At 71.2% G+C, this 25,425-nt stretch carries 20 protein-coding genes; 17 read left to right on the top strand and 3 right to left on the bottom strand.

What is annotated here, in order from left to right:
- Window positions 1-114: 114 nt before the first annotated feature.
- The 3 genes from ARTHRO9V_RS12155 (at window position 115) to ARTHRO9V_RS12145 (ending at window position 3,552) form a co-directional block, all read left to right on the top strand.
- Window positions 115-1,185, top strand: coding sequence for an LLM class flavin-dependent oxidoreductase (locus ARTHRO9V_RS12155; protein WP_123570595.1), 1,071 nt, complete (start codon window positions 115-117; stop codon window positions 1,183-1,185).
- A 65-nt stretch (window positions 1,186-1,250) separates the two neighbouring features.
- Window positions 1,251-2,507 carry an FAD-binding protein gene (locus ARTHRO9V_RS12150; protein ID WP_159827542.1) on the top strand — a complete coding sequence of 419 codons (1,257 nt, stop codon included), beginning with the start codon at window positions 1,251-1,253 and terminating at the stop codon, window positions 2,505-2,507.
- Entirely contained in the window at window positions 2,500-3,552 is a 1,053-nt protein-coding gene (locus tag ARTHRO9V_RS12145) for an aldose 1-epimerase family protein (RefSeq protein WP_159827539.1), read from the top strand. The genes ARTHRO9V_RS12150 and ARTHRO9V_RS12145 overlap by 8 nt, the downstream gene beginning before the upstream one ends.
- A gap of 84 nt (window positions 3,553-3,636) precedes the next feature.
- On the opposite strand, the gene ARTHRO9V_RS12140 is transcribed toward ARTHRO9V_RS12145, so the two are convergent.
- Window positions 3,637-3,939, bottom strand: coding sequence for a hypothetical protein (locus ARTHRO9V_RS12140; RefSeq protein WP_056046737.1), 303 nt, complete (start codon window positions 3,937-3,939; stop codon window positions 3,637-3,639).
- Window positions 3,940-4,408: 469 nt separating this feature from the next.
- Between ARTHRO9V_RS12140 and chvE the strand changes: the two genes are divergently transcribed.
- The 7 genes from chvE to araA all read left to right on the top strand — a co-directional run bounded on the left by chvE (window position 4,409) and on the right by araA (window position 13,766).
- On the top strand, window positions 4,409-5,563 hold the full coding sequence (gene chvE / locus ARTHRO9V_RS12135) for a multiple monosaccharide ABC transporter substrate-binding protein (RefSeq protein WP_056225230.1): 1,155 nt from the start codon (window positions 4,409-4,411) through the stop codon (window positions 5,561-5,563).
- 124 nt (window positions 5,564-5,687) lie between these two features.
- Entirely contained in the window at window positions 5,688-7,217 is a 1,530-nt protein-coding gene (gene mmsA / locus ARTHRO9V_RS12130; RefSeq protein ID WP_370274456.1) for a multiple monosaccharide ABC transporter ATP-binding protein, read from the top strand.
- Window positions 7,204-8,472 carry a multiple monosaccharide ABC transporter permease gene (gene mmsB / locus ARTHRO9V_RS12125; RefSeq protein WP_082452220.1) on the top strand — a complete coding sequence of 423 codons (1,269 nt, stop codon included), beginning with the start codon at window positions 7,204-7,206 and terminating at the stop codon, window positions 8,470-8,472. The genes mmsA and mmsB overlap by 14 nt, the downstream gene beginning before the upstream one ends.
- Window positions 8,473-8,630: 158 nt before the next feature.
- Window positions 8,631-9,620 (top strand): LacI family DNA-binding transcriptional regulator, encoded by a 990-nt coding sequence (locus ARTHRO9V_RS12120; protein ID WP_056046729.1) that lies wholly within the window; start codon window positions 8,631-8,633, stop codon window positions 9,618-9,620.
- 92 nt (window positions 9,621-9,712) lie between these two features.
- A complete protein-coding gene (gene araB / locus ARTHRO9V_RS12115; protein ID WP_159827536.1) occupies window positions 9,713-11,530 on the top strand; it encodes a ribulokinase in 1,818 nt (605 codons plus the stop codon).
- Entirely contained in the window at window positions 11,527-12,240 is a 714-nt protein-coding gene (locus tag ARTHRO9V_RS12110; protein WP_043595113.1) for an L-ribulose-5-phosphate 4-epimerase, read from the top strand. The genes araB and ARTHRO9V_RS12110 overlap by 4 nt, the downstream gene beginning before the upstream one ends.
- Entirely contained in the window at window positions 12,237-13,766 is a 1,530-nt protein-coding gene (araA, locus tag ARTHRO9V_RS12105) for an L-arabinose isomerase (RefSeq protein ID WP_159827533.1), read from the top strand. Before ARTHRO9V_RS12110 ends, araA begins: the two co-directional genes overlap by 4 nt.
- Before the next feature lie 156 nt (window positions 13,767-13,922).
- Here araA and ARTHRO9V_RS12100 read toward each other — a convergent pair whose 3' ends face one another.
- On the bottom strand, window positions 13,923-14,531 hold the full coding sequence (locus ARTHRO9V_RS12100; RefSeq protein ID WP_159827530.1) for a response regulator transcription factor: 609 nt from the start codon (window positions 14,529-14,531) through the stop codon (window positions 13,923-13,925).
- A gap of 476 nt (window positions 14,532-15,007) precedes the next feature.
- Between ARTHRO9V_RS12100 and ARTHRO9V_RS12095 the strand changes: the two genes are divergently transcribed.
- The 5 genes from ARTHRO9V_RS12095 to ARTHRO9V_RS12075 all read left to right on the top strand — a co-directional run bounded on the left by ARTHRO9V_RS12095 (window position 15,008) and on the right by ARTHRO9V_RS12075 (window position 21,143).
- The gene (locus ARTHRO9V_RS12095) at window positions 15,008-15,766 is read left to right on the top strand and encodes a lysophospholipid acyltransferase family protein (protein ID WP_158612863.1); all 759 of its coding nucleotides are present in this window, start codon (window positions 15,008-15,010) and stop codon (window positions 15,764-15,766) included.
- Between the two features lie 86 nt (window positions 15,767-15,852).
- Entirely contained in the window at window positions 15,853-16,536 is a 684-nt protein-coding gene (locus ARTHRO9V_RS12090; RefSeq protein ID WP_199859676.1) for an ABC transporter ATP-binding protein, read from the top strand.
- Window positions 16,496-18,961 (top strand): FtsX-like permease family protein, encoded by a 2,466-nt coding sequence (locus ARTHRO9V_RS12085; protein WP_159827524.1) that lies wholly within the window; start codon window positions 16,496-16,498, stop codon window positions 18,959-18,961. Before ARTHRO9V_RS12090 ends, ARTHRO9V_RS12085 begins: the two co-directional genes overlap by 41 nt.
- Window positions 18,958-20,079: a ThiF family adenylyltransferase gene (locus ARTHRO9V_RS12080; protein WP_236557042.1), complete on the top strand. Its 1,122-nt coding sequence runs from the start codon at window positions 18,958-18,960 to the stop codon at window positions 20,077-20,079. The genes ARTHRO9V_RS12085 and ARTHRO9V_RS12080 overlap by 4 nt, the downstream gene beginning before the upstream one ends.
- A 50-nt stretch (window positions 20,080-20,129) precedes the next feature.
- Window positions 20,130-21,143: an LLM class flavin-dependent oxidoreductase gene (locus ARTHRO9V_RS12075; protein ID WP_159827518.1), complete on the top strand. Its 1,014-nt coding sequence runs from the start codon at window positions 20,130-20,132 to the stop codon at window positions 21,141-21,143.
- A 168-nt stretch (window positions 21,144-21,311) separates the two neighbouring features.
- Here ARTHRO9V_RS12075 and ARTHRO9V_RS12070 read toward each other — a convergent pair whose 3' ends face one another.
- On the bottom strand, window positions 21,312-22,751 hold the full coding sequence (locus ARTHRO9V_RS12070; protein WP_159827515.1) for a mannosyltransferase family protein: 1,440 nt from the start codon (window positions 22,749-22,751) through the stop codon (window positions 21,312-21,314).
- A 70-nt stretch (window positions 22,752-22,821) separates the two neighbouring features.
- Between ARTHRO9V_RS12070 and ARTHRO9V_RS12065 the strand changes: the two genes are divergently transcribed.
- Together ARTHRO9V_RS12065 and ARTHRO9V_RS12060 are read left to right on the top strand one after the other, a co-directional pair.
- Window positions 22,822-23,925: a helix-turn-helix transcriptional regulator gene (locus tag ARTHRO9V_RS12065; protein ID WP_159827512.1), complete on the top strand. Its 1,104-nt coding sequence runs from the start codon at window positions 22,822-22,824 to the stop codon at window positions 23,923-23,925.
- 108 nt (window positions 23,926-24,033) lie between these two features.
- On the top strand, window positions 24,034-25,341 hold the full coding sequence (locus tag ARTHRO9V_RS12060) for an esterase family protein (protein ID WP_159827509.1): 1,308 nt from the start codon (window positions 24,034-24,036) through the stop codon (window positions 25,339-25,341).
- The last annotated feature ends 84 nt before the right edge of the window (window positions 25,342-25,425 follow it).

The raw sequence follows: 25,425 nt of genomic DNA, 5'->3' as shown, positions 1-25,425 counted from the left end.
GGTCCCCAATGCGGGGGACGCGCCCCGGGGGACGTCGTCCGGGGATGTCGCCCAGGGGGACGAGGGCCGGGGGCCCGGCCCGGCGACCCCGGGTCGTCTGGCTAGGCTCGACGGGTGACCACCGCCTCCTCGTCGCCCGCTCCGTCCGCCGCCGCGAGGCCGTTGCGTCGTCTCGGCTTCCTCACCATCGGCGCCTTCGAGGGCGACGACCCGACCGTCGGACTCGAGCAGGGGCTCGAGTTGTTCGAGCGGGCCGAGGCGCTGGGGCTCGACGGCGGCTGGACCCGCACGCGGCACCTGCAGTTCGGCATCTCGTCGCCCGTCGCGTTCCTCTCGGCCGCGGCGCAGCGCACCTCGCGCCTGACCCTCGGCACGGCCGTGATGCCGCTCGGCTGGGAGAACCCGTTCCGTCTCGCCGAGGACTGGGGCACGGTCGACGTGCTCTCGCGCGGCCGGCTGCAGCTCGGCGTCAGCGTCGGCGAGCCCCGCGCCTACGACGAGGTCGGGCCGCACCTCTACGGGGACGCCGCCGACCACCAGGACTTCTCGTACGGCCGGGTCGAGAAGTTCCTCTCGCTCGTCCGGGGCGAGCAGGTCAGCGCGTTCGAGGGCACCGAGGGCATCGAGGTCTTCACCGGGCGGGTGCAGCCGCAGAGCCCCGGCCTCGCCGACCGTGTCTGGTACGGCGCGGGCAGCCCCCGGTCGGCCGAGTGGGCGGGTCGCCAGGGCCTCGGCATGCTGATCAGCAACGTCAGCTTCGCGGGCGCGCCCGGGCCGATCGAGCCGACCCGCTTCGCGGCGTCGCAGCTCGAGCAGATCCGCGCCTTCCGTGCGGTCCACCCCTCGGGCCCGGAGGCGCGGGTCGCCAAGGGCGCGGTCGTCCTGCCCACCGACACGGCCACCGCCGAGCAGCGTGCGGCGTACGAGGCCTACGCGTCCTCCCGTCGCGACCGCACCACCGTGGCCCACGGACCCCGCGGCATGATGTTCGACCGCGACCTCGTCGGCCCGTCCGAGTGGATCGCCGAGCAGCTGCACGAGAACGCCGCGATGCGCGAGGTCGACGACCTGATCGTCGAGCTGCCGTTCGACTTCGGACTCGCCGAGTACACGCAGGTGCTGACCGACGCCGCCGAGCGCCTCGGCCCGCTGCTCGGCTGGCAGGCCGCCGCCCGAGGCGAGTGAGCGCTCACTCCCGGCGGTGGGGCTCGCCTAGACTCGACGCAGCACCCCGAGCCGAAGGAGTCTCCATGCAGAACTGGGCCGCCAACGTCGAGTACTCGACGACCGACCTGCGTCGCCCCACGAGCATCGACGAGCTGCGTGACGTCGTCACCGGCAGCCGTCGGGTCAAGGCCCTGGGCTCGCGCCACTCGTTTAACCGGGTCGCCGACACCGACGGCGTCCTCGTCTCGCTCGACGCGCTCGACACCCCGGTCGAGGTCGACTCGGCCGCCGGCACGGTCCGCGTCGGTGCGGGCACGACGCACGCCGCCCTCGCGGGCGAGCTGCAGCGTCGCGGCCTCGCCCTGCACAACCTCGCCTCGCTGCCCCACATCTCGGTCGCCGGAGCGGTCCAGACCGGCACGCACGGTTCCGGCGTGCGCAATCCCGCCCTCTCGGCCGCCGTCCGCGCCGTCGAGCTCGTCCGCGCGGACGGCAGCCTCGAGACCGTCCGCCGCGGTGACGACGCGTTCGGCGCCTCCGTCGTCTCGCTCGGCGCCGTCGGCGTCGTCACGAGCCTCGAACTCGACACCGTGCCGACCTTCGACGTCGAGCAGACCATCCACGAGGACCTGCCGTGGGCGGCCGCCCTCGAGCACCTCGACGCCGTGCTCGCCGGTGCGTACAGCCTGAGCTTTTTCACGCGGTACGACGGCGCGGGGGTCGACCAGGTCTGGTCGAAGCACCGGGTCGGCGACTCCGTCGGTCTCGACCTCCGCGACCTCGGCGCCCTGCGGGCCGACGCGACCACGCACATGATCCCCGGAGCCGAGACCGCGGCCGTCACGCAGCAGGGCGGCGTGGCCGGCCCGTGGCTCGAACGCCTGCCGCACTTCCGCTTCGACTTCACGCCGAGCGCCGGCGAAGAGATCCAGAGCGAGTTCCTGATCCCCGCCGAGCACGCCGCGGCCGCGATCGAGGGGCTCCGTGGCATCGCGCACACCTTCGCTGACGTGCTCATGGTCAGCGAGATCCGCACGATCGCCCCGGACGACGCCTGGATCAGCCCGAGCGGCGGACGTCAGAGCGTGGCCTTCCACTTCACCTGGCACCGCCGCCCGGACGAGGTGCTCGCCGTCCTGCCCGAGATCGAGCGAGTGCTCGGCGCCTTCGACGCCCGCCCGCACTGGGGCAAGGTCTCGACCGCCACCCACGCCGAGCTGCGCCGGGTGTTCCCGCGTCTCGGCGACTTCGCCGCCCACGTCGCGTCGGTCGACCCCGAGGGCCGCTTCCGCAACCCGTTCCTGTCCGCGTCCGTCCTCGGAGAGCCCGCGCATGTCTGAGCCCACCCCCGTCGCCCCCGTGCCGCCGCACGGCACCGTGCCCCCCGTCGTCGAGCCCGCACCGGGGGCGCCGCCGACCGCTCGCCTCGTCACGTCGCCGGTGCCGGTCTCCGGCGCGCAGGTCGTGCTCGAGCGGGACGGCTACCGGGCCGAGATCGCCGAGGTCGGGGCCACGCTGCGCACGCTCACGTTCGAGGGCCGCGACCTGGTCGTGCCGTTCGCCGCCGACGAGGTGCGGCCGGGCTTCCGCGGGGCCCTGCTCGCCCCGTGGCCCAACCGCGTGACCGACGGACGCTACGAGCGCGACGGGGTCGAACACCAGCTCCCGCTGAACGAGGTCGAGCGCGGTCACGCCCTGCACGGCCTGGCCCACTGGGCCGACTGGACCATCGACCAGGCCCAGGCCGCGCGGGCCTCGGCCTCGTTCGTGCTCGTGCCGAGCGACGGCTACCCGTGGCGGCTGGCGCTGTCGGTCGTCTACGAGCTGACCGACGACGGGCTCACCACGACGGTCACGGCCCGCAACGCGGGCACGGGCGTCGCCCCCTACGGCACCGCGCCGCACCCCTACCTCGTCGCAGGCGAGGGTCGCGTCGACGACTGGTCGTTCACGCTGCCCGCCGCGAGCTACCTCGAGGTGACCGACGACCGCCTGGTCCCCGTCGGCACGCGGCCCGTCGGTGACCGTGACGGCTTCGACTTCCGCGACGGGCACCCGGTCGGCGACCTGTTCGTCGACCACGCCTTCACCGACCTCGCGTTCGGCACCCCTGACGGCGACGCCGGTGGGGGCCCCGCTCAGGAGGCGCGGGTCACCGCCACGGTGACCGCGCGCGACGGCCACGGCGTCACCATGTCGTGGGGGACCGAGCTGCCCTGGGTGCAGGTGCACACCGCCGACCGTCCCGAACCCGAGAACGACCGGGTCGGGTTGGCCGTCGAGCCCATGACCTGCCCGCCGGACGCCTTCAACTCGGGTGACGACCTCGTGCTGCTCGCCCCGGGCGAGGCCCACACGGCGAGCTGGACCATCACCGCGTTCTAGCGCGGCCCGACACCTCCGAACCAGCACGACACCCCACGAATCCGGGGCGTCGCGCTGGTTCGGGGGTGTCGCGCCGGGCCGCCCTCAGACGGCGACGGGTTCGGTCTGCCAGGTCATGGCCGACACCGTGCCGGGCAGGCAGCGTTCGAGGGCGGCCTCGAGCGCCCGGCGCGTGCGGCGTGCCGTCAGCTCGTCCCGGACGACGACGTCGAACCGCAGGGCCTCGGGCAGCTCGGTGAGCAGCACGGTCCCGGCGTCGGCGAGCTGCACGAGGTACTGGCCCACCTCGACCTTGGCGGCCCGGTGCTCGGCGAGCAGGCGGCGCGACAACCAGAACAGGCCGGCGGCGTCGTGCGCCGTGTGGACGGTCGCGGTCGCGGTGATCATGGGCACACTGTGACGTGACGACCGCTCACGCGCGTGAACGGCGTGTGGCGAACGTGTAAATCCTGTCGCGACACGCCGGGCACCGACCGACTTGACAAGCACCTGGACCTCGTTCAGTATTGCCCAGCACCACCGATGTGAGCGCTCACATTCTCAGGTCAGCGCTCGACCGTCCCCGCGACGGGCCATCCCGCTCCACTCCGCGACACCCCAGCCACACGTTTCCTGACGAAGAGGTCAACCGTGAACAGCTCCTCCCTCCGCCGCCCGGCCGCCCACCGGGCCGTCCGCACGTCGCCCGCCCCGCTCCTCCTCGCGGTCGCCCCGGCCTGACGTCCCCCTCAGCCCCGACGGGCAGGCCTCGCGCACCCGTCGGCCCGGCGCGTCCCCGGCCACCCGAGCCGTCGAGCGCCCGCACCACAGAGATCCCCTCACAGCACCATCACCCGTCATCGACGACGCCGTCGAGATGACACCTGACACGAATGGAACAACCGTGAAGAAAAAGCTCCTCGTCGGCATCGTCGCCGTCGGCATGGCATTCTCCCTGGCCGCCTGCTCCGGCGGCGGCGGCGGACGCGGCGGTGACGCCGGCGGCAGCAGCAGCGGCGACAACGCCGGTGCGCTGGTCGGCGTCGCGATGCCCACCAAGGTGTCCGAGCGCTGGATCAAGGACGGCGACGCCGTCAAGAGCGCCCTCGAGGACAAGGGCTACAAGGTCGACCTCGAGTACGCCGACAACAAGATCCCCCAGCAGGTCCAGCAGATCAGCAACATGATCACCAAGGGCGCGAAGGTCCTCATCGTCGCCTCGATCGACGGTGGCTCGCTCAGCGACCAGCTCGACTCGGCCGCCAAGGCCGGCATCAAGGTCATCTCGTACGACCGCCTGCTGACGGGCAACAAGAACGTCGACTACTACGTCTCGTTCGACAACTACAAGGTCGGCGTCGACCAGGGCACCAGCCTCCTGACCGGTCTCGGCCTCGCCGACGCCGACGGCAAGAAGGTCGACGGCGCCTCGCCCAAGACCATCGAGGTCTTCGCCGGCAGCCCCGACGACAACAACGCGACCTTCTTCTTCAACGGCGCGATGGACACCCTCAAGCCCTACATCGAAGACGGTTCGCTGACGATCGGCTCCGGTCAGGACCAGTTCACCCAGGCCGCCACGCAGCAGTGGGACCCCGCCACCGCCAAGGCGCGCATGCAGAACCTGATCGCCTCGACCTACTCGGGCGGCACCAAGCTCGACGGCGTGCTCTCGCCCTACGACGGCATCTCGATCGGCATCATCTCGGCGCTCGAGGGTGCCGGCTACGCCAGTGACGCCCTGCCGATCATCACCGGTCAGGACGCCGAGGCCGCTTCGGTCAAGTCGATCATCGAGGGTCAGCAGTACTCGACCATCTACAAGGACACCCGTCAGCTCGCCGACCAGTCCGTGATCATGGCCGACGACCTGCTCACCGGCAAGACGCCCGAGACGAACGACGACAAGACGTACGACAACGGCGAGAAGGTCGTCCCGACCTTCCTGTTCCAGCCGACCATCGTCACCAAGGACAACTACAAAGAGGTCCTGGTCGACAGCGGCTACTACACCGAGGCCGACCTCAAGTAGGTCCCTCCCCTGCGAGAACCGAGGAGGCGCCGGTCGCCGACCAGCGCCTCCTCGCTTCCCTGCTCCCCAGCGGCACCCACCCGACACACGGAAGAAGGAACACGTGGCGAACACGATCCTCGAGATGCGGGAGATCACCAAGACGTTCCCCGGCGTCAAGGCCCTGCAGGACGTCACGCTCGAGGTCGAGCGCGGCCAGGTCCACGCGATCTGCGGCGAGAACGGCGCCGGCAAGTCGACGCTCATGAAGGTGCTCTCGGGCGTCTACCCGCACGGCTCGTTCGACGGCCAGATCCTGCTCGACGGTCAGCCCGTCGACTTCAAGAACATCAACGACTCCGAGGCTGCGGGCGTCGTCATCATCCACCAAGAGCTCGCACTCAGCCCGTTCCTCTCGATCGCCGAGAACATCTTCCTCGGCAACGAGCAGTCCAAGGGCGGCTTCATCGACTGGAACAAGACCAACCTCGACGCCGCCGGCCTCCTGGCCCGCGTCGGCCTGCGCGACAACCCGATCACCAAGGTGGTCGACATCGGAGTCGGCAAGCAGCAGCTGGTCGAGATCGCCAAGGCGCTCTCGAAGCGCGTGAAGATCCTCATCCTCGACGAGCCCACCGCCGCCCTGAACGACGACGACTCGGCCCACCTGCTCGACCTCATCAAGAGCCTGCAGGGGCAGGGCATCACGTCGATCATCATCAGCCACAAGCTCAACGAGATCAAGGCGATCGCCGACAAGGTGACGATCATCCGCGACGGCAAGACCATCGAGACCCTCGACATGCACGCCGGCGAGGTGTCGGAGGACCGCATCATCAAGGGCATGGTCGGCCGTGACCTCGAGAGCCGGTACCCGGCCCACGAGTCGAAGGTCGGCGCCGAGCTGCTCCGCATCGAGGACTGGACCGTCCACCACCCCCTGGACGCGACGCGCGAGATCATCCACCAGGCCAACCTCACCGTCAAGGCCGGCGAGATCGTCGGCATCGCCGGGCTGATGGGTGCCGGACGCACCGAGCTCGCGATGAGCGTCTTCGGCAAGAGCTACGGCACCGGCATCTCGGGCACCGTCTACAAGCGCGGTGAGAAGGTCGACACGTCGACGGTCAGCAAGGCCATCGCGGCCGGCATCGCCTACGCGACGGAGGACCGCAAGAAGTACGGTCTCAACCTGATCGACGACATCACCCGCAACGTCTCTGGTTCGGCGCTCGGCAAGCTCGCGAACTGGGGCTTCGTCAACCGGTCCGAAGAAAGCACGGTCGCCGAGCGCTTCCGCAAGAGCATGAACATCAAGGCGCCCACCGTGGCCGCCGTCACCGGAAAGCTCTCGGGCGGCAACCAGCAGAAGGTCGTGCTGTCCAAGTGGATGTACGCCGACCCCGACGTGCTCATCCTCGACGAGCCCACCCGCGGCATCGACGTCGGCGCCAAGTACGAGATCTACACGATCATCAACCAGCTCGCGGACGCGGGCAAGGGCGTCATCGTCATCTCGTCCGAGCTGCCCGAACTGCTCGGCATCTGCGACCGCATCTACACCCTCTCGGAGGGGCGCATCACGGCCGACGTGCCGATCGCCGAGGCGACCCCCGAATTCCTCCTGAAGTACATGACCCTCGAACGAGAGAGCCCCGTCAATGAGCGCGCCTAGCCCCACCCAGGCCACCGACCCGAAGCCCACGGGCGGGTCGCCCACCTCCCGTCAGCCGCAGTCCGGTTCGGGCGGCAACCCGATCACGAGTGCCGTCTCGTACCTCGGCGGTCAGCTGCGCCAGATCGGCCTGTTCATCGCGCTGATCGTCATCGTGCTGTTCTTCCAGATCACCACGAACGGCATCACCCTGGCACCGATCAACGTGTCGAACCTGGTCGTCCAGAACAGCTACATCCTGATCCTGGCCATCGGCATGGTGATGGTCATCATCGCCGGCCACATCGACCTCTCGGTCGGGTCCATCGTCGCCTTCACGGGTGCGATGGCCGGCGTGATGATCACGCAGTGGGGCCTGCCCTGGCCGCTCGCCGTGGTGCTCTGCCTCGTGCTCGGTGCCCTGGTCGGGGCCTGGCAGGGCTTCTGGATCGCCTACTTCGGGATCCCGGCGTTCATCGTCACCCTGGCCGGCATGCTCGCGTTCCGTGGTGCCGCCCAGATCGCGCTGCAGAGCACGCAGATCTCGTCGTTCCCCCAGGGGTTCCGTGACATCGGTTCGGGCTTCCTGCCCGCCTTCGGCACGACCGGGTACGAGCCGCTGACGCTGATCCTCGGCGCTGTGGCCTCGATCGCCCTGATCGGCACCGGTCTCCGTGGTCGGGCGACGCGTCGCAAGTACCAGCTCGAGGACGAGCCCTTCCTGTGGTTCGTCACCAAGCTCGTCTTCACCGTCGCCCTCGTCATGTACGTCGGGTTCCTGCTCGCCAGCTACTCGGGCACCCCGATCGTGCTGGTCATCCTCGCCGTGCTCGTCGTCGTCTACTCGACCGTGATGAAGAACTCGGTCTTCGGTCGTCACGTCTACGCGATCGGTGGCAACGTGCACGCCGCCGAGCTGTCGGGCGTCAAGACCAAGCGCGTCACGTTCCTGCTCTTCGTCAACATGGGCGTCATCGCCGCTCTCGCCGGCGTCGTCTTCACGGCCCAGCTGAACCTCGCGGCGTCCAGCGCCGGCAGCGGGTTCGAACTCGACGCCATCGCGGCCGTGTTCATCGGTGGCGCCGCCGTCACGGGCGGCATCGGTACGGTCACCGGCGCGATCATCGGTGGTCTGATCATCGGCATCCTGAACAACGGCCTGTCGATCCTCGGTGTCGGCACCGAGTACCAGTCCCTGATCAAGGGCCTCGTGCTGCTCGCCGCGGTCGCGTTCGACGTCTTCAACAAGCGTCGCGCCGCCTCGTCCGGCAAGTAACTAGGCGCCACCATCCGCGAGAGGCGCGGTTCCCGGTCACGGGAGCCGCGCCTCCTCGTCTCCCCGCCCCCGGCGGGCACCGACCAGACCGCAGGAGGCGCGGGCCGGCCGCACACGACGCCACCGTCCCGAAAACCGAACCGAACTAGGATCACCTCGTGGCAACCCTCTTCGACGTCGCGGCCGCAGCCGGCGTCTCGCACCAGACCGTCTCGCGGGTCGTCAACGGCGACCCGACGGTCCGTCCCGCCACCAAGGCCAAGGTCGACGTCGCCATCGACGAGCTCCACTACCGGCCGAGCCTCACCGCCCGGGCACTGGCCAGCCGCAAGACGAGGTCGCTCGGCGTGATCAGCACGGGGTTCCCGTTCTACGGGCCGTCGAGCACGATGCACGGCTTCAACGGTGCCGCCCGACGAGCCGGGTACCAGGTGTCGATGGCCACCCTCGACGTCGACGACCGGCAGGGCATGCGGCAGGCCCTCGACTCGTTGGTGGGCCAGAACGTGGCGGCCATCGTGCTCATCGCGCCCGACGCCGAGGCCCTCGAGGTGCTGCGGCGTTCCGGGGTGTCGGTGCCGCTGGTCACCGCCGACAGCGAGGCCGAGGACGGCCACCACACGGTCTCGTTCGACCAGGCCGCCGGGGCCGAGGCTGCCGTCGAGCACCTCGTCTCGCTCGGTCACCGCCGCATCGCCCACGTCGCCGGGCCCGACGGGTGGATGGACGGCCGCGACCGCGAGCGGGGCTGGCGCGAGGCCTGCGAACGGCTCGGCGTCGACTCGACGGTGCTGCTGCGCGGCGACTGGACCCCGGGCTCCGGTCATCGCATCGGCCGAGAGCTGGCCGGGCGCGACGACGTCACGGCCGTGTTCTGCGGCAACGACCAGATGGCGCTCGGCGTCGTGCACGCGTACGTCGACGCCGGTCGGGTCGTGCCGCGCGACGTGAGCATCGTCGGCTTCGACGACATCCCCGAGGCCGAACACTTCGTCCCGCCGCTGACCACCGTGCGACAGGACTTCGAGGCGCTCGGGCGCCGACTCATGACGACCGTCGAGGCCGTGCTCGCCGGCGACGAAGCGCCCGTGGCGGCACTCGACCCCGAGCTCGTCGTCCGCCGCTCGACGGCGGCCCCGGCCCGCTGACCGACCCCGACCCGCCCGTGCGAGATTGCACGGTCCCACTCGCTCATGTGAGAATGTGAGCGCTCACTTTCGCATCAGGACAAGGACGTTCCATGGCTGAGACCGCCATCCCCTCCGACCCGTCGCCCGCGGCTCCCGACCCCGCCGGCGCCTCGGCCGAAACGTACGTCGTCGGCGTCGACTACGGCACGCTCAGCGGCCGCGCGGTCGTCGTGCGCGTGCGTGACGGCGCCGAACTGGCCAGCGCCACGTTCGAGTACCCGCACGCGGTGGTCGACCGCACGCTGCCCGGAACGGGCGAGCGCCTCCCCGCCGACTGGGCCCTGCAGGTGCCGTCCGACTACGTCGACGTGCTGAAGAACGCCGTTCCCGAGGCCCTCCGCGCGTCGGGCGTCGACCCCGCCGCGGTCGTCGGCATCGGCACCGACTTCACGGCCTGCACCATGGTGCCGACCACCGCCGACGGCACCCCGCTCAACGAGCTCGACCGCTTCGCCGACCGCCCGCACGCGTTCGTCAAGCTGTGGCGTCACCACGCCGCGCAGGGCCAGGCCGACCGCATCAACGAGTTGGCCGCGTCGCGTGGCGAGTCGTGGCTGCCCCGGTACGGCGGGCTCATCTCGAGCGAGTGGGAGTTCGCCAAGGGGCTGCAGCTGCTCGAAGAGGACCCCGAGGTCTACGCCGCGACCGAGCACTGGGTCGAGGCCGCCGACTGGATCGTCTGGCAGCTCAGCGGCCGCTACGTGCGCAACGCCTGCACCGCCGGGTACAAGGGCATCTACCAGGACGGCGAGTACCCCAGCCGCGAGTTCCTCGCCGCCCTCAACCCCGACTTCGCCGACTTCGCCGAGACCAAGGTCGTGCACGAGATCGGCGCCCTGGGCGACGTCGCGGGCACGCTGACGGCCGAGGCCGCCGGCTGGACCGGACTGCCCGAGGGCATCGCCGTGGCCGTCGGCAACGTCGACGCGCACGTCACGGCCCCGGCCGCCAAGGCGACCCAGCCGGGTCAGATGGTCGCCATCATGGGCACGAGCACCTGCCACGTGATGAACGGCGACAAGCTCGCCGAGGTGCCCGGCATGTGCGGCGTCGTCGACGGTGGCATCGTCGACGGCCTCTACGGCTACGAGGCAGGCCAGTCCGGCGTCGGCGACATCTTCGCCTGGTACGTGAAGAACCAGGTGCCGCAGTCGTCGGTCGACGACGCCGCGGCGGAAGGCAAGAGCGTGCACCAGCACCTCACCGACCTCGCCTACGAGCAGCCCGTCGGGGCCCACGGCCTCGTGGCCCTCGACTGGCACAGCGGCAACCGTTCGGTGCTCGTCGACCACGAGCTCAGCGGCGTCATCGTCGGCCAGACGCTCAGCACGACGCCCGAAGAGGGCTACCGGGCCTTGCTCGAGGCCACGGCGTTCGGCACGCGCCGCATCGTCCAGGCCTTCGAGGAGTCGGGCGTGCCGGTCACCGAGTTCATCGCCGCCGGCGGTCTGCTGAAGAACAAGCACCTGATGCAGACCTACAGCGATGTGCTCCGCATGCCGATCTCGACGATCACGAGTGAGCAGGGCCCGGCCCTCGGGTCGGCCATCCACGCCGCCGTCGCCGCGGGCGCCTACGCCGACATCCGCGCCGCGGCCGAGGCCATGGGCAGCGTCGATCGGGCGACCTACGTCCCCGACGAGGCCGCCGCCGACGCCTACGACGCGTTGTACGCCGAGTACCTGCTGCTCCACGACTGGTTCGGTCGGGGCGGCAACGACGTGATGCACCGCCTGCGCGCGATGCGTCGCGAGGCGACCCGCGCCTCCTCGGCTCCCTCGGCGACGACCGAGGGCGGTGGAGGCACGGATGCCGTCGAGCAGGACGCCACCGCCTCCGCCACGAGCGACGCGCAGGTGACCGCATGACCGGCTGGATCGACCGCTCGACGCAGGCGGCCATCGACGCCACCCGAGAAGACGTCGCCACCCTGCACGCCGAGCTCGTGCGCTACGGGCTCGTCGTCTGGACGGGCGGCAACGTGTCGGGTCGCGTGCCCGGCACCGACCTCTTCGTGATCAAGCCCAGCGGGGTGCTCTACGACGACCTCACGGCCGAGAACCAGATCCTCTGCCGCCTCGACGGCACCGTGGTCGAGGGCACGCCGGGCAGCGACCGCAGTCCGTCCAGCGACACCGCCGCCCACGCCTACGTCTACCGCACCATGCCGCACGTCGGCGGAGTCGTGCACACGCACTCGACCTACGCCACGGCCTGGGCCGCGCGCGGCGAGGCGATCCCGTGCGTGATCACGGCGATGGCCGACGAGTTCGGCGGCGAGATCCCCGTGGGGCCGTTCGCGATCATCGGCGACGACTCGATCGGCCGCGGCATCGTCGCGACGCTCGAGGGGCACCGCAGTCGGGCCGTGCTGATGCAGAACCACGGCGTCTTCACGATCGGCAAGGACGCCCGCGACGCGGTCAAGGCCGCCGTCATGACCGAGGACGTGGCCCGCACCGTCCACATCACCCGCCAGCTCGGCGAACCCATCCCCATCCCGGCAGAGAGCATCGACGCCCTCTTCGACCGGTACCAGAACGTCTATGGACAAGCACCCGCAGGAGAACTGAAGTGACGAACGACACCCTCGACCCCACCGCCTTCCTCGCCTCGCGCGAGGTCTGGTTCCTCACCGGCAGCCAGGGCCTCTACGGCGAAGAGACGCTCCAGCAGGTCGCCGACCAGTCGCGTGCCATCGCGGACGAACTCGCCGCCGCCTCCGACGTGCCCGTGCGCCTCGTCTGGAAGCCCGTCCTGACCGACGCCGACGCGATCCGTCGCACGATGCTCGAGGCGAACCTCGACGACTCGGTCATCGGCGTCACGGCCTGGATGCACACCTTCAGCCCGGCCAAGATGTGGATCGGCGGCCTCGACGCCCTGCGCAAGCCGCTGCTGCACCTGCACACGCAGGCCAACGTCGCGCTGCCCTGGGCCGACATCGACTTCGACTTCATGAACCTCAACCAGGCCGCCCACGGCGACCGCGAGTTCGGCTACATGCAGACCCGTCTCGGGGTGCCCCGCAAGACCGTCGTCGGCCACGTCAGCGACCCGCGCGTGCAGCAGCAGGTCGGCACCTGGATGCGCGCCGCCGCGGGCGCCTCGGCCATGCGCTCGCTCAAGCTGGCACGCTTCGGCGACAACATGCGCTTCGTCGGCGTGACCGAGGGCGACAAGACCGAGGCCGAGCTGGCCTTCGGCGTCCAGGTCAACACCTGGGGCGTCAACGAACTGGCCGAGGCCGTCGCCGCGGCGTCCGAGACGGCGATCGACGAGCTCGTCGCGGTGTACGAGGCCGAGTACGACGTGGTCCCCGCGCTGCGGGCGGGCGGCGAGCGTCACCAGTCGCTGCGAGACGGTGCGGCGATCGAGATCGGTCTGCGCTCGTTCCTCGAAGAGGGCGGGTTCAGTGCCTTCACGACGAACTTCGAAGACCTGGGCGCGCTCAAGCAGCTGCCCGGCCTCGCGGTCCAGCGCCTGATGGCCGAGGGCTACGGCTTCGGTGCCGAGGGTGACTGGAAGACCTCGGTGCTGGTGCGTGCGGCCAACGTGATGGGCGCCGGGCTGCCGGGTGGCGCCTCCTTGATGGAGGACTACACGTACCACCTGGTGCCCGGCGAGGAGAAGATCCTCGGGGCGCACATGCTCGAGGTCAGCCCGGCGCTGACGTCGGGGCGCGCCTCCCTCGAGGTGCACGCGCTCGGCATCGGTGGCAAGGACGACCCGGTGCGCCTGGTCTTCTCCGCCGACCCCGGCCCGGCCGTCGTCGTCGCGATGAGCGACGTGCGCGACCGCTTCCGCCTGACGGTCAACGTCGTCGACGTGGTCGACCCCGACCAGGACCTGCCGAACCTCCCGGTGGGGCGCGCGGTGTGGAAGCCCCGTCCGTCGTTCGCCGTGTCGGCCGAGGCGTGGCTGACGGCCGGCGCCGCCCACCACACGGTCATGTCGACCGCGGTCGGGCTCGAGGCCTTCGAGGACCTCGCCCGCATCGTCGAGACCGAGCTGCTCGTGATCGACGAGGACACCCGCATCCGCGACTTCCGTCACGAGGTCGCCTGGAACGCCGCGTACCACCGCCTCGCCCGCGGCCTGTAGGCCGCGCCTGGCTCGCGCGGTTCGCGCGGCTCGCGCGGCTCGCGCATCGAGTGGTCCCGGATCGTCCTTCGCCCCACGGCGAACGACGGTGCGGGACCATTCGTCGTCGCGATGGCCGGGCCTGCTCGACAGCGTCTGCCCCGAGGAGGCGCGGGTCTAGATCCAACCGAGATCTCGCGCGTCCGAGGCGGCCCGTCCGCGGTCGGGCGCCCCGACCTTGCGGACGGCGGACGAGATCAGGTTGCGCACCGTGCCCTCGGCGAGGTGCAGCTCGGCGGCGCACCGTCTGGTCGAGAGCGACCGGTTGACGAGGCGCAGGACGTCACGCTCGCGTGCCGTGAGCGGGCACGCCTCGGCGCGGAGGACCGTGGCCGCCAACCTCGGGTCGACGTGGTCTTCTCCGGCAGCCGTTCGCCGGACGACGGCGAGGAGTTCGTCGATGCTCGCCCGCTTCGAGACGACCGCGTCGATGCCCGACTGGACGATCTGACGGACGAGCACGGCGGGTAAGCGGCGACCCAGGACGACGACGGCGTCGTGCCCCTCGCGCAGTCGCCGGGCGGCGTCCACGACGTCGGGGTGGTCGTCGGCGTCGATGACCAGCACGCTCCGCGGGGGTGGCCCTGGTTCGGAGCAGGGCTTCGCGGAATCGTGGATCGCGACAGCTTTCAGCCCCGGCGTCACACGGATGCACGCCTCGATCGCCGACCGCGTCAGCACCTCGTCGGCGACCACGCACACGTCGATCGGCCCGTCGGTCGACATGGCATCCCCCTACTCGTCAAAGATTTCGTGACCAGTATGTCTCATGACGTCGACATGACGGATGCGTGGTGACTTCGTGACGGCCGTGACTTTCGAGTCGAGCTGCCGATGCCGAGACTCGGAGGTGTCTCGTCGACTCGACGTGGGAGGAGGGAACGCATGAAGAAAATCGAGAGCACGACGCTCAAGCCGGGTAGCGCAGCACGCTGCAACGGCGGATGCCTCTGCACCTGACATCCGGGGCGGGCCGCCCATCGGGCGGTCCGCCTTCCCCGTCAGTCCGGTGACCGCATCTCCCGAAAGTCGACATGTCCCTTCCCATCTTCACCCTCTTCGAGGTCGTCCGATACGAACGTCTTTGGTCGGCGCTCCGCGCCGCCGGGCCCGCTGCCGCGTGGCGACTCATGAACGACATCGCCCGGTTCGACCTGCCCGCCTACGACTCGATCGCCGACCCGTCCGACACGAGCGCCGGCATGGCGGCCAAGGCCCGTGCCGCCATGGGGGGCTTGCCAGGTCTCGCCTCCGTCGACATCGACGCTGCAGCGGGGCGATATGGCGACTACGGGCCTCGGATGCAATTCGAGTCGACGTTCGTCACGCTGTGGCTCGACGACCGAGCTCGGCTGGACGAGGTCGTCGAGGTTCGTGGCGGCGAGCACCTCGAGGAGGCGAGGGAGCACGGCCGTGGCGCCCTGGCCTTGCCCCTGCACTTCGGGGCGTCCTACGTCGTCCCGCCGATCATCGCGCACCGACACCCCACGCGCTTCGTCTTCAACAGGATGAACTTCGACGAGCTCCGGGATCGGGCGTTTCCCTCTCTCGATGTCGACGCCTTCGCCATCGACGACGACGCGACCTTCCGAAAGGGGCTCCGAGCGCTCAAGGACGGGCTCGTCTTCGCAATGTTCCCCGAATACGATCCCAGAGGCCGAGGCCGTCACCACACCGTCGTCCCGTTCCTGGGGGCTTCCGTCGTCGCACCGCAGGGGCCGGCCCTCATGAGTCGTGCCGCGGGCGCAGCCATGCTGCCGATGCACCTCGACCGGACGGGAGAAGCTCACTTCGTCCTGACGATCCACCCGGCGATTCCCGCCCCGACAGATGACGTCGAGGTCCAGGGGTCGACGGTCGCGTTGTGGCGACTCATCGAGAGGCTCATCCTCGACGGCCGCGCCGGCGACTGGGAGATGTGGACCGACTTCGATCTGATGCGGACGGAGTCGGCGGCATGAGCACGGTTCCGCTCGTCGAGATCCGAGAAGTGTCACGGCTCTTCGAGAGCCGAGGTGGGAGACCGCCCGCCGTCGACCGTGTCTCGTTGGACCTTCACGAGGGCGAGATCATCGCGATCGTCGGTCGCTCCGGCTCGGGCAAGTCGACTCTGGTGCAGATGGTCGGTGCTCTCGACACCCCCAATCACGGTCAGATCGTCTTCGACGGAATGACACTTTCTTCCCTCTCCGAGGCGGAGCGCACCGTCCTGCGAAGAGATCGCATCGGATTCGTCTTCCAGGACTCCCACCTCGTCCCGACCCTGTCGGTGCTCGAGAATGTCGCGCTCACGTCACTCGTCGCGGGAAGACGCCGCTCGGAATGGGCGGATCGAGCGCACGCGCTGCTCGACGAACTCGGCCTCGACGGTCTCGGATCGGCCCGTCCGGCCACCTTGTCGGGCGGAGAGGCCCAGCGTGTGGCCCTGGCTCGAGCGCTCTTCTCCCGTCCGTCTCTCGTCCTCGCCGACGAGCCGACCGGCGCGCTCGACAGTGCGACCTCACGGGATGTCCTGAGGCTGCTCCGGGGCATGGTCGTCGACGACCAGGCGTCAGCGGTCGTGGTGGTCACCCATGACCTCGAGACCGCGTGCATCGCCGACAGGATCATCGTCCTGCGAGACGGCCGAGTCATCGCCGACGAACGCTTCACACCGGCGGCCACGATCGACAGCGTCGAGGGGAGGGCCCATGAAGAACGCGTTCGCGCTTGGTTGGCGGAACATCGCTGACGGACGGCGGCGGGCAGGACTCACCGCCCTCACGGCAGCCTTGGGGGTCGCCCTTCTCACGGCCTCACTCGTCACCGGGCTGACGGCGCGCCAGACGGTCGTCGACGGAATCGATTCGTTGCTCACGTTCGGGGACGTGGGCATCGTCCCCGAGGTGGATCGTGAGTTCGTCGACGAGGGTCTCGTGGACGCACTCGCCGCCGATCCCGGAGTCGTGTCGTCGCTCCCCACCCTGAGTCGAGAGACGGTCGTGGTCGGCGCGACGGGTGAGGCCGAGGCCCTCCTCCTGACCGGGGCCCCGGCCGGGCCGGACTCACTCGCCTCCCAGGTGGTCACCGACGGTCGAGCTCCTCGACCGGGCTCGGACGAGGTCCTGGTGCCGACAGATGTCGCAGACCGCATGGGCGCCTCCCTGGGGAGTCGAATGTCGATGACGACTCCCTCGGGCGTCCGCTCGTTCGACGTGGTGGGGCTCGTCGACCCCCGCTTGTTGGGTGTCTTCGCCCGGGACAACCTCTTCACCGACCTCGAGGTCGTCCAGAGGGCGTTCGGGCTCGAGGGTGACCTCACCCGTCTCGACCTCGAACTCGATCCTGCAGTCGCGTCCACCTGGGCAGCAGAACACCGAGCGGCGCTCCCGTCCGGAGCCGTCTTCCAGGACACGTCGGCCGTGGCCGACGGCCTCGGGCCCATCGAAACGGCCGTGACGGCGGTGATGGCAGGGCTCGCTCTGGTCGCCCTCGCCGTGTCGGCACTGCTCGGTTCACTGGCGAGCACGGCTGCCGTCCGAGCACGGCGCCGTACCTACGGTGTGCTGCGGGCCACGGGCGCGTCCACACGGTGGTTGGTCTCGTCGGTCGGCGCCGAGATCGCCATCGTCGCAGCGGCCGGAACGGTCGTGGGCGTCGCGGTCGGCGTCGCCGGCGCTGCGGTGGTGATGAGTCGGATGGACGGGGAGGCTCCGTCTCTTCCGACCCTCACCCTCTCGGTCGGTCTCGGCGTCCTCGCGGGAGCGACCTCCGCCACGCTCGGGGCCCGACGAGCCGTCGCCGACGTCCGTCGAATTCCGCCGGCGTTCGTCGTGAGGGGCGTCGAACCCGCAGACGGTTCGCCCGGATCGTGCTCACGGCGACGAGCCGTCGCGGTCGCCGTGGTCGCATCGGTCTCGGGGCTGGTGATCTGGGCCCTCGACGCAGGCGCCGTCCTCGACGCTCTGGGCCTGGTCGCCCTGGCGGTCTGTGCGGTGGCCCTCTCCCGCCTCGCGATCGCGCCCCTGGCGGCGTTCGCGGCCAGGCTCCAGTGGGCCGCCGACCTGGCGCGTCGCCGACCGACCCGCGGCAGGTCGACGGTGACCGGGGCTCTCACCCTGGTGGTCTTCGGTGCGGTGTCGCTCGGCACCTGCGTCGGTGCCGTCGCCTCCGCGACAGGGGAACAGATCGATCGGCAGTTCGGGGCCGACGTGCAAGTCACGTCGGTCGTGCCCTTGTCGGACGACGCCGAGCCGATCGTCGTCGTCGACGGCGTTCGGGACGTCGCGCGGTCGGTGTCCGGTGAAGCCACCGTCCTGTCGGCGTCCGCCGAACTCGACGTGCCGTTCCAGGCGATCGACCCCGAGACCTGGTTCGACGTGTCGGGGCTCGCGTGGTCCGCCGGTGGCGGATCGAGAGGTGTCGAGTTGCTGAGGGCCGGTGGGGGCATCGCTCTGCCGAGGGGGGTCGCCGAGTCCCTGACGGTGGCCCCGGGTGATGAGGTCGTCGTGTCGGCCGGGGGGACCCAGGTGCCCCTCGAAGTCGTCGGGCTCTTCACCTCGGTGGCCACGGGGCAACAGGTCGTCATCGACCGCAGGACGGCGGGCGAACTCGGTGTCACGGGGGTCTCTCGGTGGGACGTGTCGGCAGACGGAGGGGTCGATGTCGCCGACTTGTCAGACCGCGTCGCCGCGCAGGTGGTCGGAGTCCCCGGTGTCGACGTCATCACCGCCGAGGCGACGAGGGATCGTGCAGCCTCCGAGACGGCAGCCCTCACGGCAGGACTCTTCGCAGCGGTGACGGTGACTCTGGCCCTCGGGGCCCTGGGGGCCAGCAGCACGCTGAGCCTCGACGTCGAATCGCGGCGTGATGAACTCGCCGTGCTCCGCACCGTGGGGTGCCGACGTCGCGGCGTCGGTGCCCTCGTCGCCTGGGACGCCACCGTGATCGCCGTGGCGTCGCTGAGTGCAGGACTGCTCCTCGGCTCGTTCGGGGGAGCACTCGGGACGCGGATCGTCTCGAGGCTCCTCGGCGTGGGGGTCGACCCGGTGGTCGATCCCGTGACGATCGCGGGAATCGTCGGCGTGACGGCGATCGCTCTCGCCATCGCCGCCGTGGGGCCGGTCCTGCGGGCCTCCCGCACGGAGCCCCTGACGATTCTGAGGGGCACGTCATGAGCGCTGACGCGAGAACGGGCTCAGCCGCCCGCCCCCGTCTGCGAGACAGCATCATCGTCGTCCAGCTCGCAGACGGTCGCCTGCAATTCAGGGCAACGTACGAGCGGGTCGTGTCGACCTTCTCCGTCGAGCCCTGGGTGGCGGACCTCGTCCCGCTGCTCGATGGGACTCGCACGCCAGTGCAGCTCGCCCAGACGCTTTCCTTGCTTGATCGCGGAGCGCTCGAGGACGTGCTGGAGGTCCTCGAATCCGAACGCTTCCTGGCGTCGGAGGCATCTTCCACCGACCGTGCCACGAGGCATTCGCGTCAGCTGCAGCTGTTCGACGACATGATCTCGGCCGATGAACTGTCCGCAGTCGCTCGAGGACACGACGCCTCGACGATCCAGAGCCGGCTCACCGGTGCGTGCGTGGTCGTGGTCGGCGTCGGTGGTGCTGGTTCGTGGGTCGTCCAATCGCTGGCCGCGGCTGGGGTGGGAAGGCTCGTGCTCATCGATCCCGACGTCGTCGAACTCTCCAATCTGAACCGGCAGGTGCTCTTCGATTCCGGAGACATCGGACGAGTCAAGGTCGACGCAGCCGCAGAGCGAGTCGCCGAGATCGACGCGGACATCACCGTCGACGTCTGGCGCACTCGGGTGGACACCGCGGAACAGCTCGCGACCCTGCTCTCGGGTGCCGATCTCGTCGTGAGTTGCGCAGACCAGCCCTCGGTGCCCGTCGTGGCCGACGTCGTGGCGACGGCGAGCACCGCGGTCGGTGTCCCGCACATCGTCGGAGGCGCGTACGGCGCCCTGCTCGGGGTGCCGGGTGTCACCGTCCTGCCCGGCCGAACGACGTGCTGGTCGTGCATCCGTGCCGCGACAGCCGACGATCACGGACGTGCCGCGCGAACTCTGAAGGGTTCTTCGCCCGGCGGCTCAGCCGCCCCGTTGGCCGGCGTGGTGGGGAACATGACGGCTTGGGAGGCGCTCCGGATACTGCTCGGGGCACCACCGGCACTCGCCGGAGGTGTCCGCGAGGTCGATCTCGCCAGTTTCGACAGCGTCTGGCGTCCGATCCCACCACGTCTCGAATGCGGATGCGTTCCATCGTCCGAGACGACCGGTTCGACCTGACGATCGCCAAGACCGGGCATACGACGACGCCCGTCGTTGTTCACCCCCGCATGAGCATTCCCCTCTCGATCCTCGACCTCGCCCCCGTCGCACCCGGCCAGACCGTGCGCGAGAGCTTCGCGGCCTCCGTGGCCCTGGCGCAGCAGGCCGAGGCGAGCGGGTACCGGCGGGTCTGGTACGCCGAGCACCACAACATGGCCTCCATCGCCTCGAGCGCGACGTCGGTGTTGATCGCCCACATCGCGAGCCAGACCTCGACCATCCGCCTCGGCTCGGGCGGCGTCATGCTCCCGAACCACTCGCCGCTCGCCATCGCCGAGCAGTTCGGCACCCTCGAGACCCTGCACCCGGGGCGCATCGACCTCGGCCTCGGCCGAGCCCCCGGCAGCGACCAGGCCACGTTCCGGGCCATGCGCCGCGACCCCTCGTCGTCCGAGCGCTTCCCGCAGGACGTCGTCGAACTGCAGGCGTTCCTCGCGGGGGAGTCGCGCGTCGCCGGCGTCCAGGCCGTCCCCGGTGCGGGCACGAACGTGCCGCTGTACATCCTCGGTTCGTCGCTGTTCGGCGCCAAGCTCGCCGCCGCCCTCGGTCTGCCCTACGCCTTCGCCTCGCACTTCGCCCCCGGTGACCTGGTGGACGCCGTCTCGGCCTACCGCCGCGAGTTCCAGCCGTCGACCCAGCTGAGCGAGCCGTACGTGCTCGCCGCCGTCAACGCGATCGTCTCCGACGACGCGGACGACGCCGACACGGAGTTCGCCGCCGTCAAGCGTCAGCGCCTCATGATGCTGCTGCGCCAGAGCGGGCAGATCGACCCCACCCGCGAGTTCGGCGACGACGAGCTCGACCACCTGCTGCGCACCCCCGTGGGTCAGCACGTCCAGACCATGACGACCTACACCGCCGTCGGCACGCCCGGCGACGCACGTGAGTACATGGAACAGTTCGCCCGCACCGCCCAGGCCGACGAGCTGATCGTCGCGCACTCGGCCTCGTCGACGGAGGCGCGCCTCCGGTCGGTCGCGCTCCTCGCCGACGCGATGCAGCTGGCCCCCGCCGCCGCGTAGCCCGCTGGCGCCTCCGGGCGAGACGCGCAGCGCCCCTCCCGCCGGACACCGCCGAGTGGACGAGACACCGAGAAGTGCGACGGTGTGTTGTCCGCTCGGCGGTGTCTCCGTCGGGGCAGCCGGTGGCGACGCGGCGGTGGTGACGCCGCGGCGGCCAGGCCGCGGCGGCTACGGCGCGGTGAAGAGGAAGACGAACACGACGGCGACGGGCTGCAGCGCGGCCCCGCCGAGCAGCATCGAGCGCCGCACCCACGGTCGCGACGAGATCGCGGGCGTGCCGAGCAGGGGGCTGAGGGGCATGAGCAGGCGGAACAGGCTCTGCTGGGGCAGGAACACCGCGACGAGGTAGGCGAAGAACCCCGCGGTGAACGCGACGACCTCGTGACCGAGCCGCAGCGTCGAGCGTCGGGTCACCCAGAACGTGAACGACGCGATGATGGCCAGCACGAGCACGATGCCCCCGATGCCCAGCCACCGCCCGGCGAGGAGGAACCACGGGGTCAACGGCACGAACACCGGGCGGCCGACGTAGTCCACCCACCAGGCCATCTCGGTCTCGAGGTAGGCGTCGGACTGGCCCGTGACCACGTGCGCGACGACCGGCCACGCGAGTCCGGCCGCGGCCATCGCGAGCCCCGCCACGACGATCGTCGTCAGTTCACGGGGCGGCATCCGGCCGCCGACGACGAACTCCCGCAGACCGGCCCAGGCGCGGCGGACCGACGAGCGGAGGGCGAGGGCGAGCGCAGGAGGCGCGGTGCCGATCCCGGCGATCCGTCGCGTCCGGGCGTCTGCGGCAGGCCGCCTCGCCGCCCCGGTCGTCGCGGCGGCGGCGGTCGCGGCAGAGGCATGCCCCCCGGACACAGCCGACGGCCGGGCCTCGGGACGCTCCCGTTCGGTGTGCCAGCGCACGATCAGGTGGATGCCGAGCGCCAACGCGAGGGCGAGCGCCCCGGGTCGGACGAACGAGGCGACGATGCCCGCCGCCGCCACGAGCGGGTAGTTCCGCCGCTGCATGGCGAGCAGGCCGCCGAACATCAGCAGGAGGAAAAGGCTCTCGGCGTAGCCGACCGACATGACGAACGCCATCGGCCCGAAGCAGAACAGCAGCACGGCCCAGAGGGCGCCGGTGCGTCCGACCTTCGTCACGAGCAGGCGGTGGAGGACGACGGCCGCAGCCGCACCGAAGACGGTGGCGAGCAGAGGGGCGGCGACGACGAAGTCCATGCCCGTGGCGACCATCAGCAGGTGGCAGAGGTACGGGAAGACCGGCAGGAACGCCCACTCGTTCGGCAGCACCTCGCCGGTCGCGTCGGTGGGCAGGGTCGAGGGATAGCCGTGCAGCGCGATGGTGCGGTAACGGTCGGCGTCCCACGACGAGGTGAAGTCGAGGAAGCTGCGGTCGCTGCCGGGGGTGATGAAGGTCGCACCGGCGAGTTTCGCGACCTCGTAGACGGCGAAGAGGACGCTCGTCGAGAACAGCCGCGACGCGAGGTAGACGACCAGCACGCTGCGCCAGCTGCCCGAGAACCGGTCGGCGAGACCGATCGAGAAACCGGGTCGGCGCAGCCTCGCCGCCGAGGGCGACGCGATCGTCTCGCGGCTCACCGCCCCGCCCCGTGTCCGGTCATCTGGACGACGCTACCAAGAGTCGGCTGTGACGGGGCAAGATCGTCCCGTGCCCCTTCCGTCCTTCGCCGCCCTCGGGATCGACGACGTGGCCGTCGCGGTCTACCGTCACGTCGTCGCCGGGGCCGGGCTGGCGGACGCCGCGGGAGCGGCGGCCGGGCCGACGCCCCAGGCCGTGGCACGGGCCGTGCACCTCGACGAGGCGACGGCCCTGGCCGCCCTGGAGCGCCTCCGTTCGCTCGGGCTCGTCCAGCGCTCGGCGGGGGGCGAGGGCTACGGCGCGGTCGACCCGCGCGTGGCCGTGCCGGCCGTCGTCGCCGCGCGTGCCGACGCGCTCGTCGAGGTGCGCGCGGCCGTGCCCGAGCTGGGAGCGCTGTTCGACGAGGGCCGCCGCCCGCACGACGCCGACGAACTCACGCGGGTGGTCGTCGGGCACGCGGCCGTGGGGGACTGGTACTCGAGGCTGGAGCACCGGGCGACCACCGACTTCGTCGCCTTCGACCGTCCGCCCTACGTGGTCGCGTCGAACGAGTCCACCCAGCGGGTCGCCCTCGGGCGCGGCGTGCGGTGGCGGGCGGTCTACACGGTCGCCAGCATCTCGGCCGACGGCAGCTGGCAGGGCGTCCACCGCCTCGGCGCCGACGGGGAGGAGGCCCGCATCACGCACGACCTGCCGGTCAAGCTCGCCGTCGCCGACCGCCGGGTCGCCCTCGTCTCGATCGGGCACGACCCCGACCGGCCCGAGGCCCTCGTGACCGAGTCCGAGCCGCTCGTCGCCGCCCTCCACGACCTGTTCGAGGCCCGGTGGCGCAGCGCGTTGCCCGTGCCGGGCACCCCGGGGGCCGGTGGGGCCGCGGTCGACTGGGCCGCGGTGGCCGCGCGGCTGGCGTCGTCGTCGACCGTGACGTTGACGTCGGGAGCCACCGTGCCGTCGCGGGACCAGGAGGCGCGACTCGCGATGCGACCCCCCACCCCCGCCGAGCGCGACCTCCTCGCCCTCGTGGCGGCGGGGGCGACCGACGAGGTGATCGCGGGTCAGCTCGGCATCTCGTCCCGCACGCTCCGGCGTCGCCTGCACGCCCTCTTCGACGAGCTCGGAGCGAGCAACCGGTTCCACGCCGGAGTCGAGGCCGCACGCCGCGGCTGGGTCTGAGTCAGCCGACGCCCAGGCCTCTCACGGCTCACCCATCGAGTCGCCTCGATAGCGTCCGGACGTGATCGATCCTCCCCGTGCGGAGACCTCGTGCTGAGGCTCTCCCTGATGTCCGCGGGCACCCTCGCCGCCGTGTACGCCGTGGCCGGGGCGCTCGTGGTCTCGACGATGCGCCGTCCGCGCGGGGCCCGCACCTGGTGGCGCTGGGTCTCCGCAGCCGCCGCGCTGGGGGCCGGCCTCGGCGCGCTGGTCACCTGGTGGCTCGGAGACGTCGAGGACGTCCTCGACGTCCCGCCCACGTGGGTCGACCGTCTCTGGGTCGGGGCCTTGCTGGCGGTGGTCGGCGCGGCCGTGGTCGCCGTGGTGCGCGGAGGCGCGGGGCGGCGGGTCCTCGCCGCCTCGACGATCGTCGTGACGGGCCTCGCCACGGGCCTCGCGATCGACCGCGACAGCGGGCTCTTCCCGACCGTGGGGGCCCTGCTCGGCGTGTCGGACGTCTCGCCGCTCGTCGTCCCGGTCGCGCAGGGGGCGGCCGTGCGGGCCGGCCGGACGTCGACCCCGGCGGCACCGGACCTGGGTCGCACCTGGCGGGCACCCGCCGACCTGCCGTCCCGCGGACGGCTCGGCAGCGTCGCCATCCCGGGCGCGGCGTCCCACTTCGACGCGCGGGACGCCCTGGTGTACCTGCCGCCCGCCGCCCTCGTGACCGATCCGCCGCCCCTGCCCGTCGACGTCGTCCTGTCCGGACAGGGTCCCGGCGCCGCGCCGGAGAACCTCGTCGACGCCGGACGGATGGTGGAGACCCTCGACGCCCTCGCCCGCGCGCACCACGGCCTCGCGCCGATCGTCGTGATGCCCGACCAGCTCGAGCGGCCGACCAACAACCCGATGTGCGTCGACGGACCCCTCGGTCACAGCGAGACCTACCTGACGGTCGACGTGCCCCGGTGGATCACGAGCCACCTCTCGGTCCAGGCGCCCGGACGGGCGTGGGCCGTGTCGGGCTTCTCGGAGGGCGGCACCTGTTCGCTCCAGCTGGCGGCGGGCCACCCCGAGCTCTTCGCCTCGTTCGTCGACGTCTCGGGGCAGCGGGGACCACTGCTGGACGGGGGAGCACGGGTGACGGTCGAGCGCGGCTTCGCCGGCGACCGGGCGGCCTACGACGCCGCCCAGCCGCTCGCCGTGCTGGCCGCCCGGGCCCCCTACGCCGACAGTGCCGGGTTCTTCGCCGTCGGCGGGACCGACTCGCGCTACGGGCCCGTGATGCCCGTCGTCGCGGCGGCCGCCCGGGCCGCGGGCATGGACGTCACCCGCCACGTCGTGCCCGGCAGCGGCCACGACTGGTCGACGGCGTCGCGCGGGCTCGGCGCGGGGACGGCCTGGGCGGCGGCGCGGCTCGGGCTGACGACGCGGTAGGGAGGCGCGGCGAGGCGACCGTCCGCCGAAGGGGGGACGACGGCGGTGCCCCGCCCGCGCCTCCTCGTGTGAACTCTCTGGCCG

It is taken from the genome of Frigoribacterium sp. 9N (assembly GCF_902506305.1).
In the GTDB taxonomy this organism is placed as follows: domain Bacteria; phylum Actinomycetota; class Actinomycetes; order Actinomycetales; family Microbacteriaceae; genus Frigoribacterium.
This window is presented reverse-complemented; position numbering and strand designations above follow the sequence as displayed.

Coding starts and splice junctions, on each gene's coding strand:
- ARTHRO9V_RS12085 (WP_159827524.1), top strand. CDS start 16,496: ATGAAGAACGCGTTCGCGCTTGGTTGGCGGAACATCGCTGACGGACGG.
- araB (WP_159827536.1), top strand. CDS start 9,713: ATGGCTGAGACCGCCATCCCCTCCGACCCGTCGCCCGCGGCTCCCGAC.
- ARTHRO9V_RS12110 (WP_043595113.1), top strand. CDS start 11,527: ATGACCGGCTGGATCGACCGCTCGACGCAGGCGGCCATCGACGCCACC.
- ARTHRO9V_RS12075 (WP_159827518.1), top strand. CDS start 20,130: ATGAGCATTCCCCTCTCGATCCTCGACCTCGCCCCCGTCGCACCCGGC.
- ARTHRO9V_RS12080 (WP_236557042.1), top strand. CDS start 18,958: ATGAGCGCTGACGCGAGAACGGGCTCAGCCGCCCGCCCCCGTCTGCGA.
- ARTHRO9V_RS12095 (WP_158612863.1), top strand. CDS start 15,008: ATGGCGGCCAAGGCCCGTGCCGCCATGGGGGGCTTGCCAGGTCTCGCC.
- ARTHRO9V_RS12140 (WP_056046737.1), bottom strand. CDS start 3,939: ATGATCACCGCGACCGCGACCGTCCACACGGCGCACGACGCCGCCGGC.
- ARTHRO9V_RS12100 (WP_159827530.1), bottom strand. CDS start 14,531: ATGTCGACCGACGGGCCGATCGACGTGTGCGTGGTCGCCGACGAGGTG.
- ARTHRO9V_RS12145 (WP_159827539.1), top strand. CDS start 2,500: ATGTCTGAGCCCACCCCCGTCGCCCCCGTGCCGCCGCACGGCACCGTG.
- ARTHRO9V_RS12060 (WP_159827509.1), top strand. CDS start 24,034: ATGTCCGCGGGCACCCTCGCCGCCGTGTACGCCGTGGCCGGGGCGCTC.
- chvE (WP_056225230.1), top strand. CDS start 4,409: ATGACACCTGACACGAATGGAACAACCGTGAAGAAAAAGCTCCTCGTC.
- mmsA (WP_370274456.1), top strand. CDS start 5,688: ATGCGGGAGATCACCAAGACGTTCCCCGGCGTCAAGGCCCTGCAGGAC.
- mmsB (WP_082452220.1), top strand. CDS start 7,204: ATGAGCGCGCCTAGCCCCACCCAGGCCACCGACCCGAAGCCCACGGGC.
- ARTHRO9V_RS12150 (WP_159827542.1), top strand. CDS start 1,251: ATGCAGAACTGGGCCGCCAACGTCGAGTACTCGACGACCGACCTGCGT.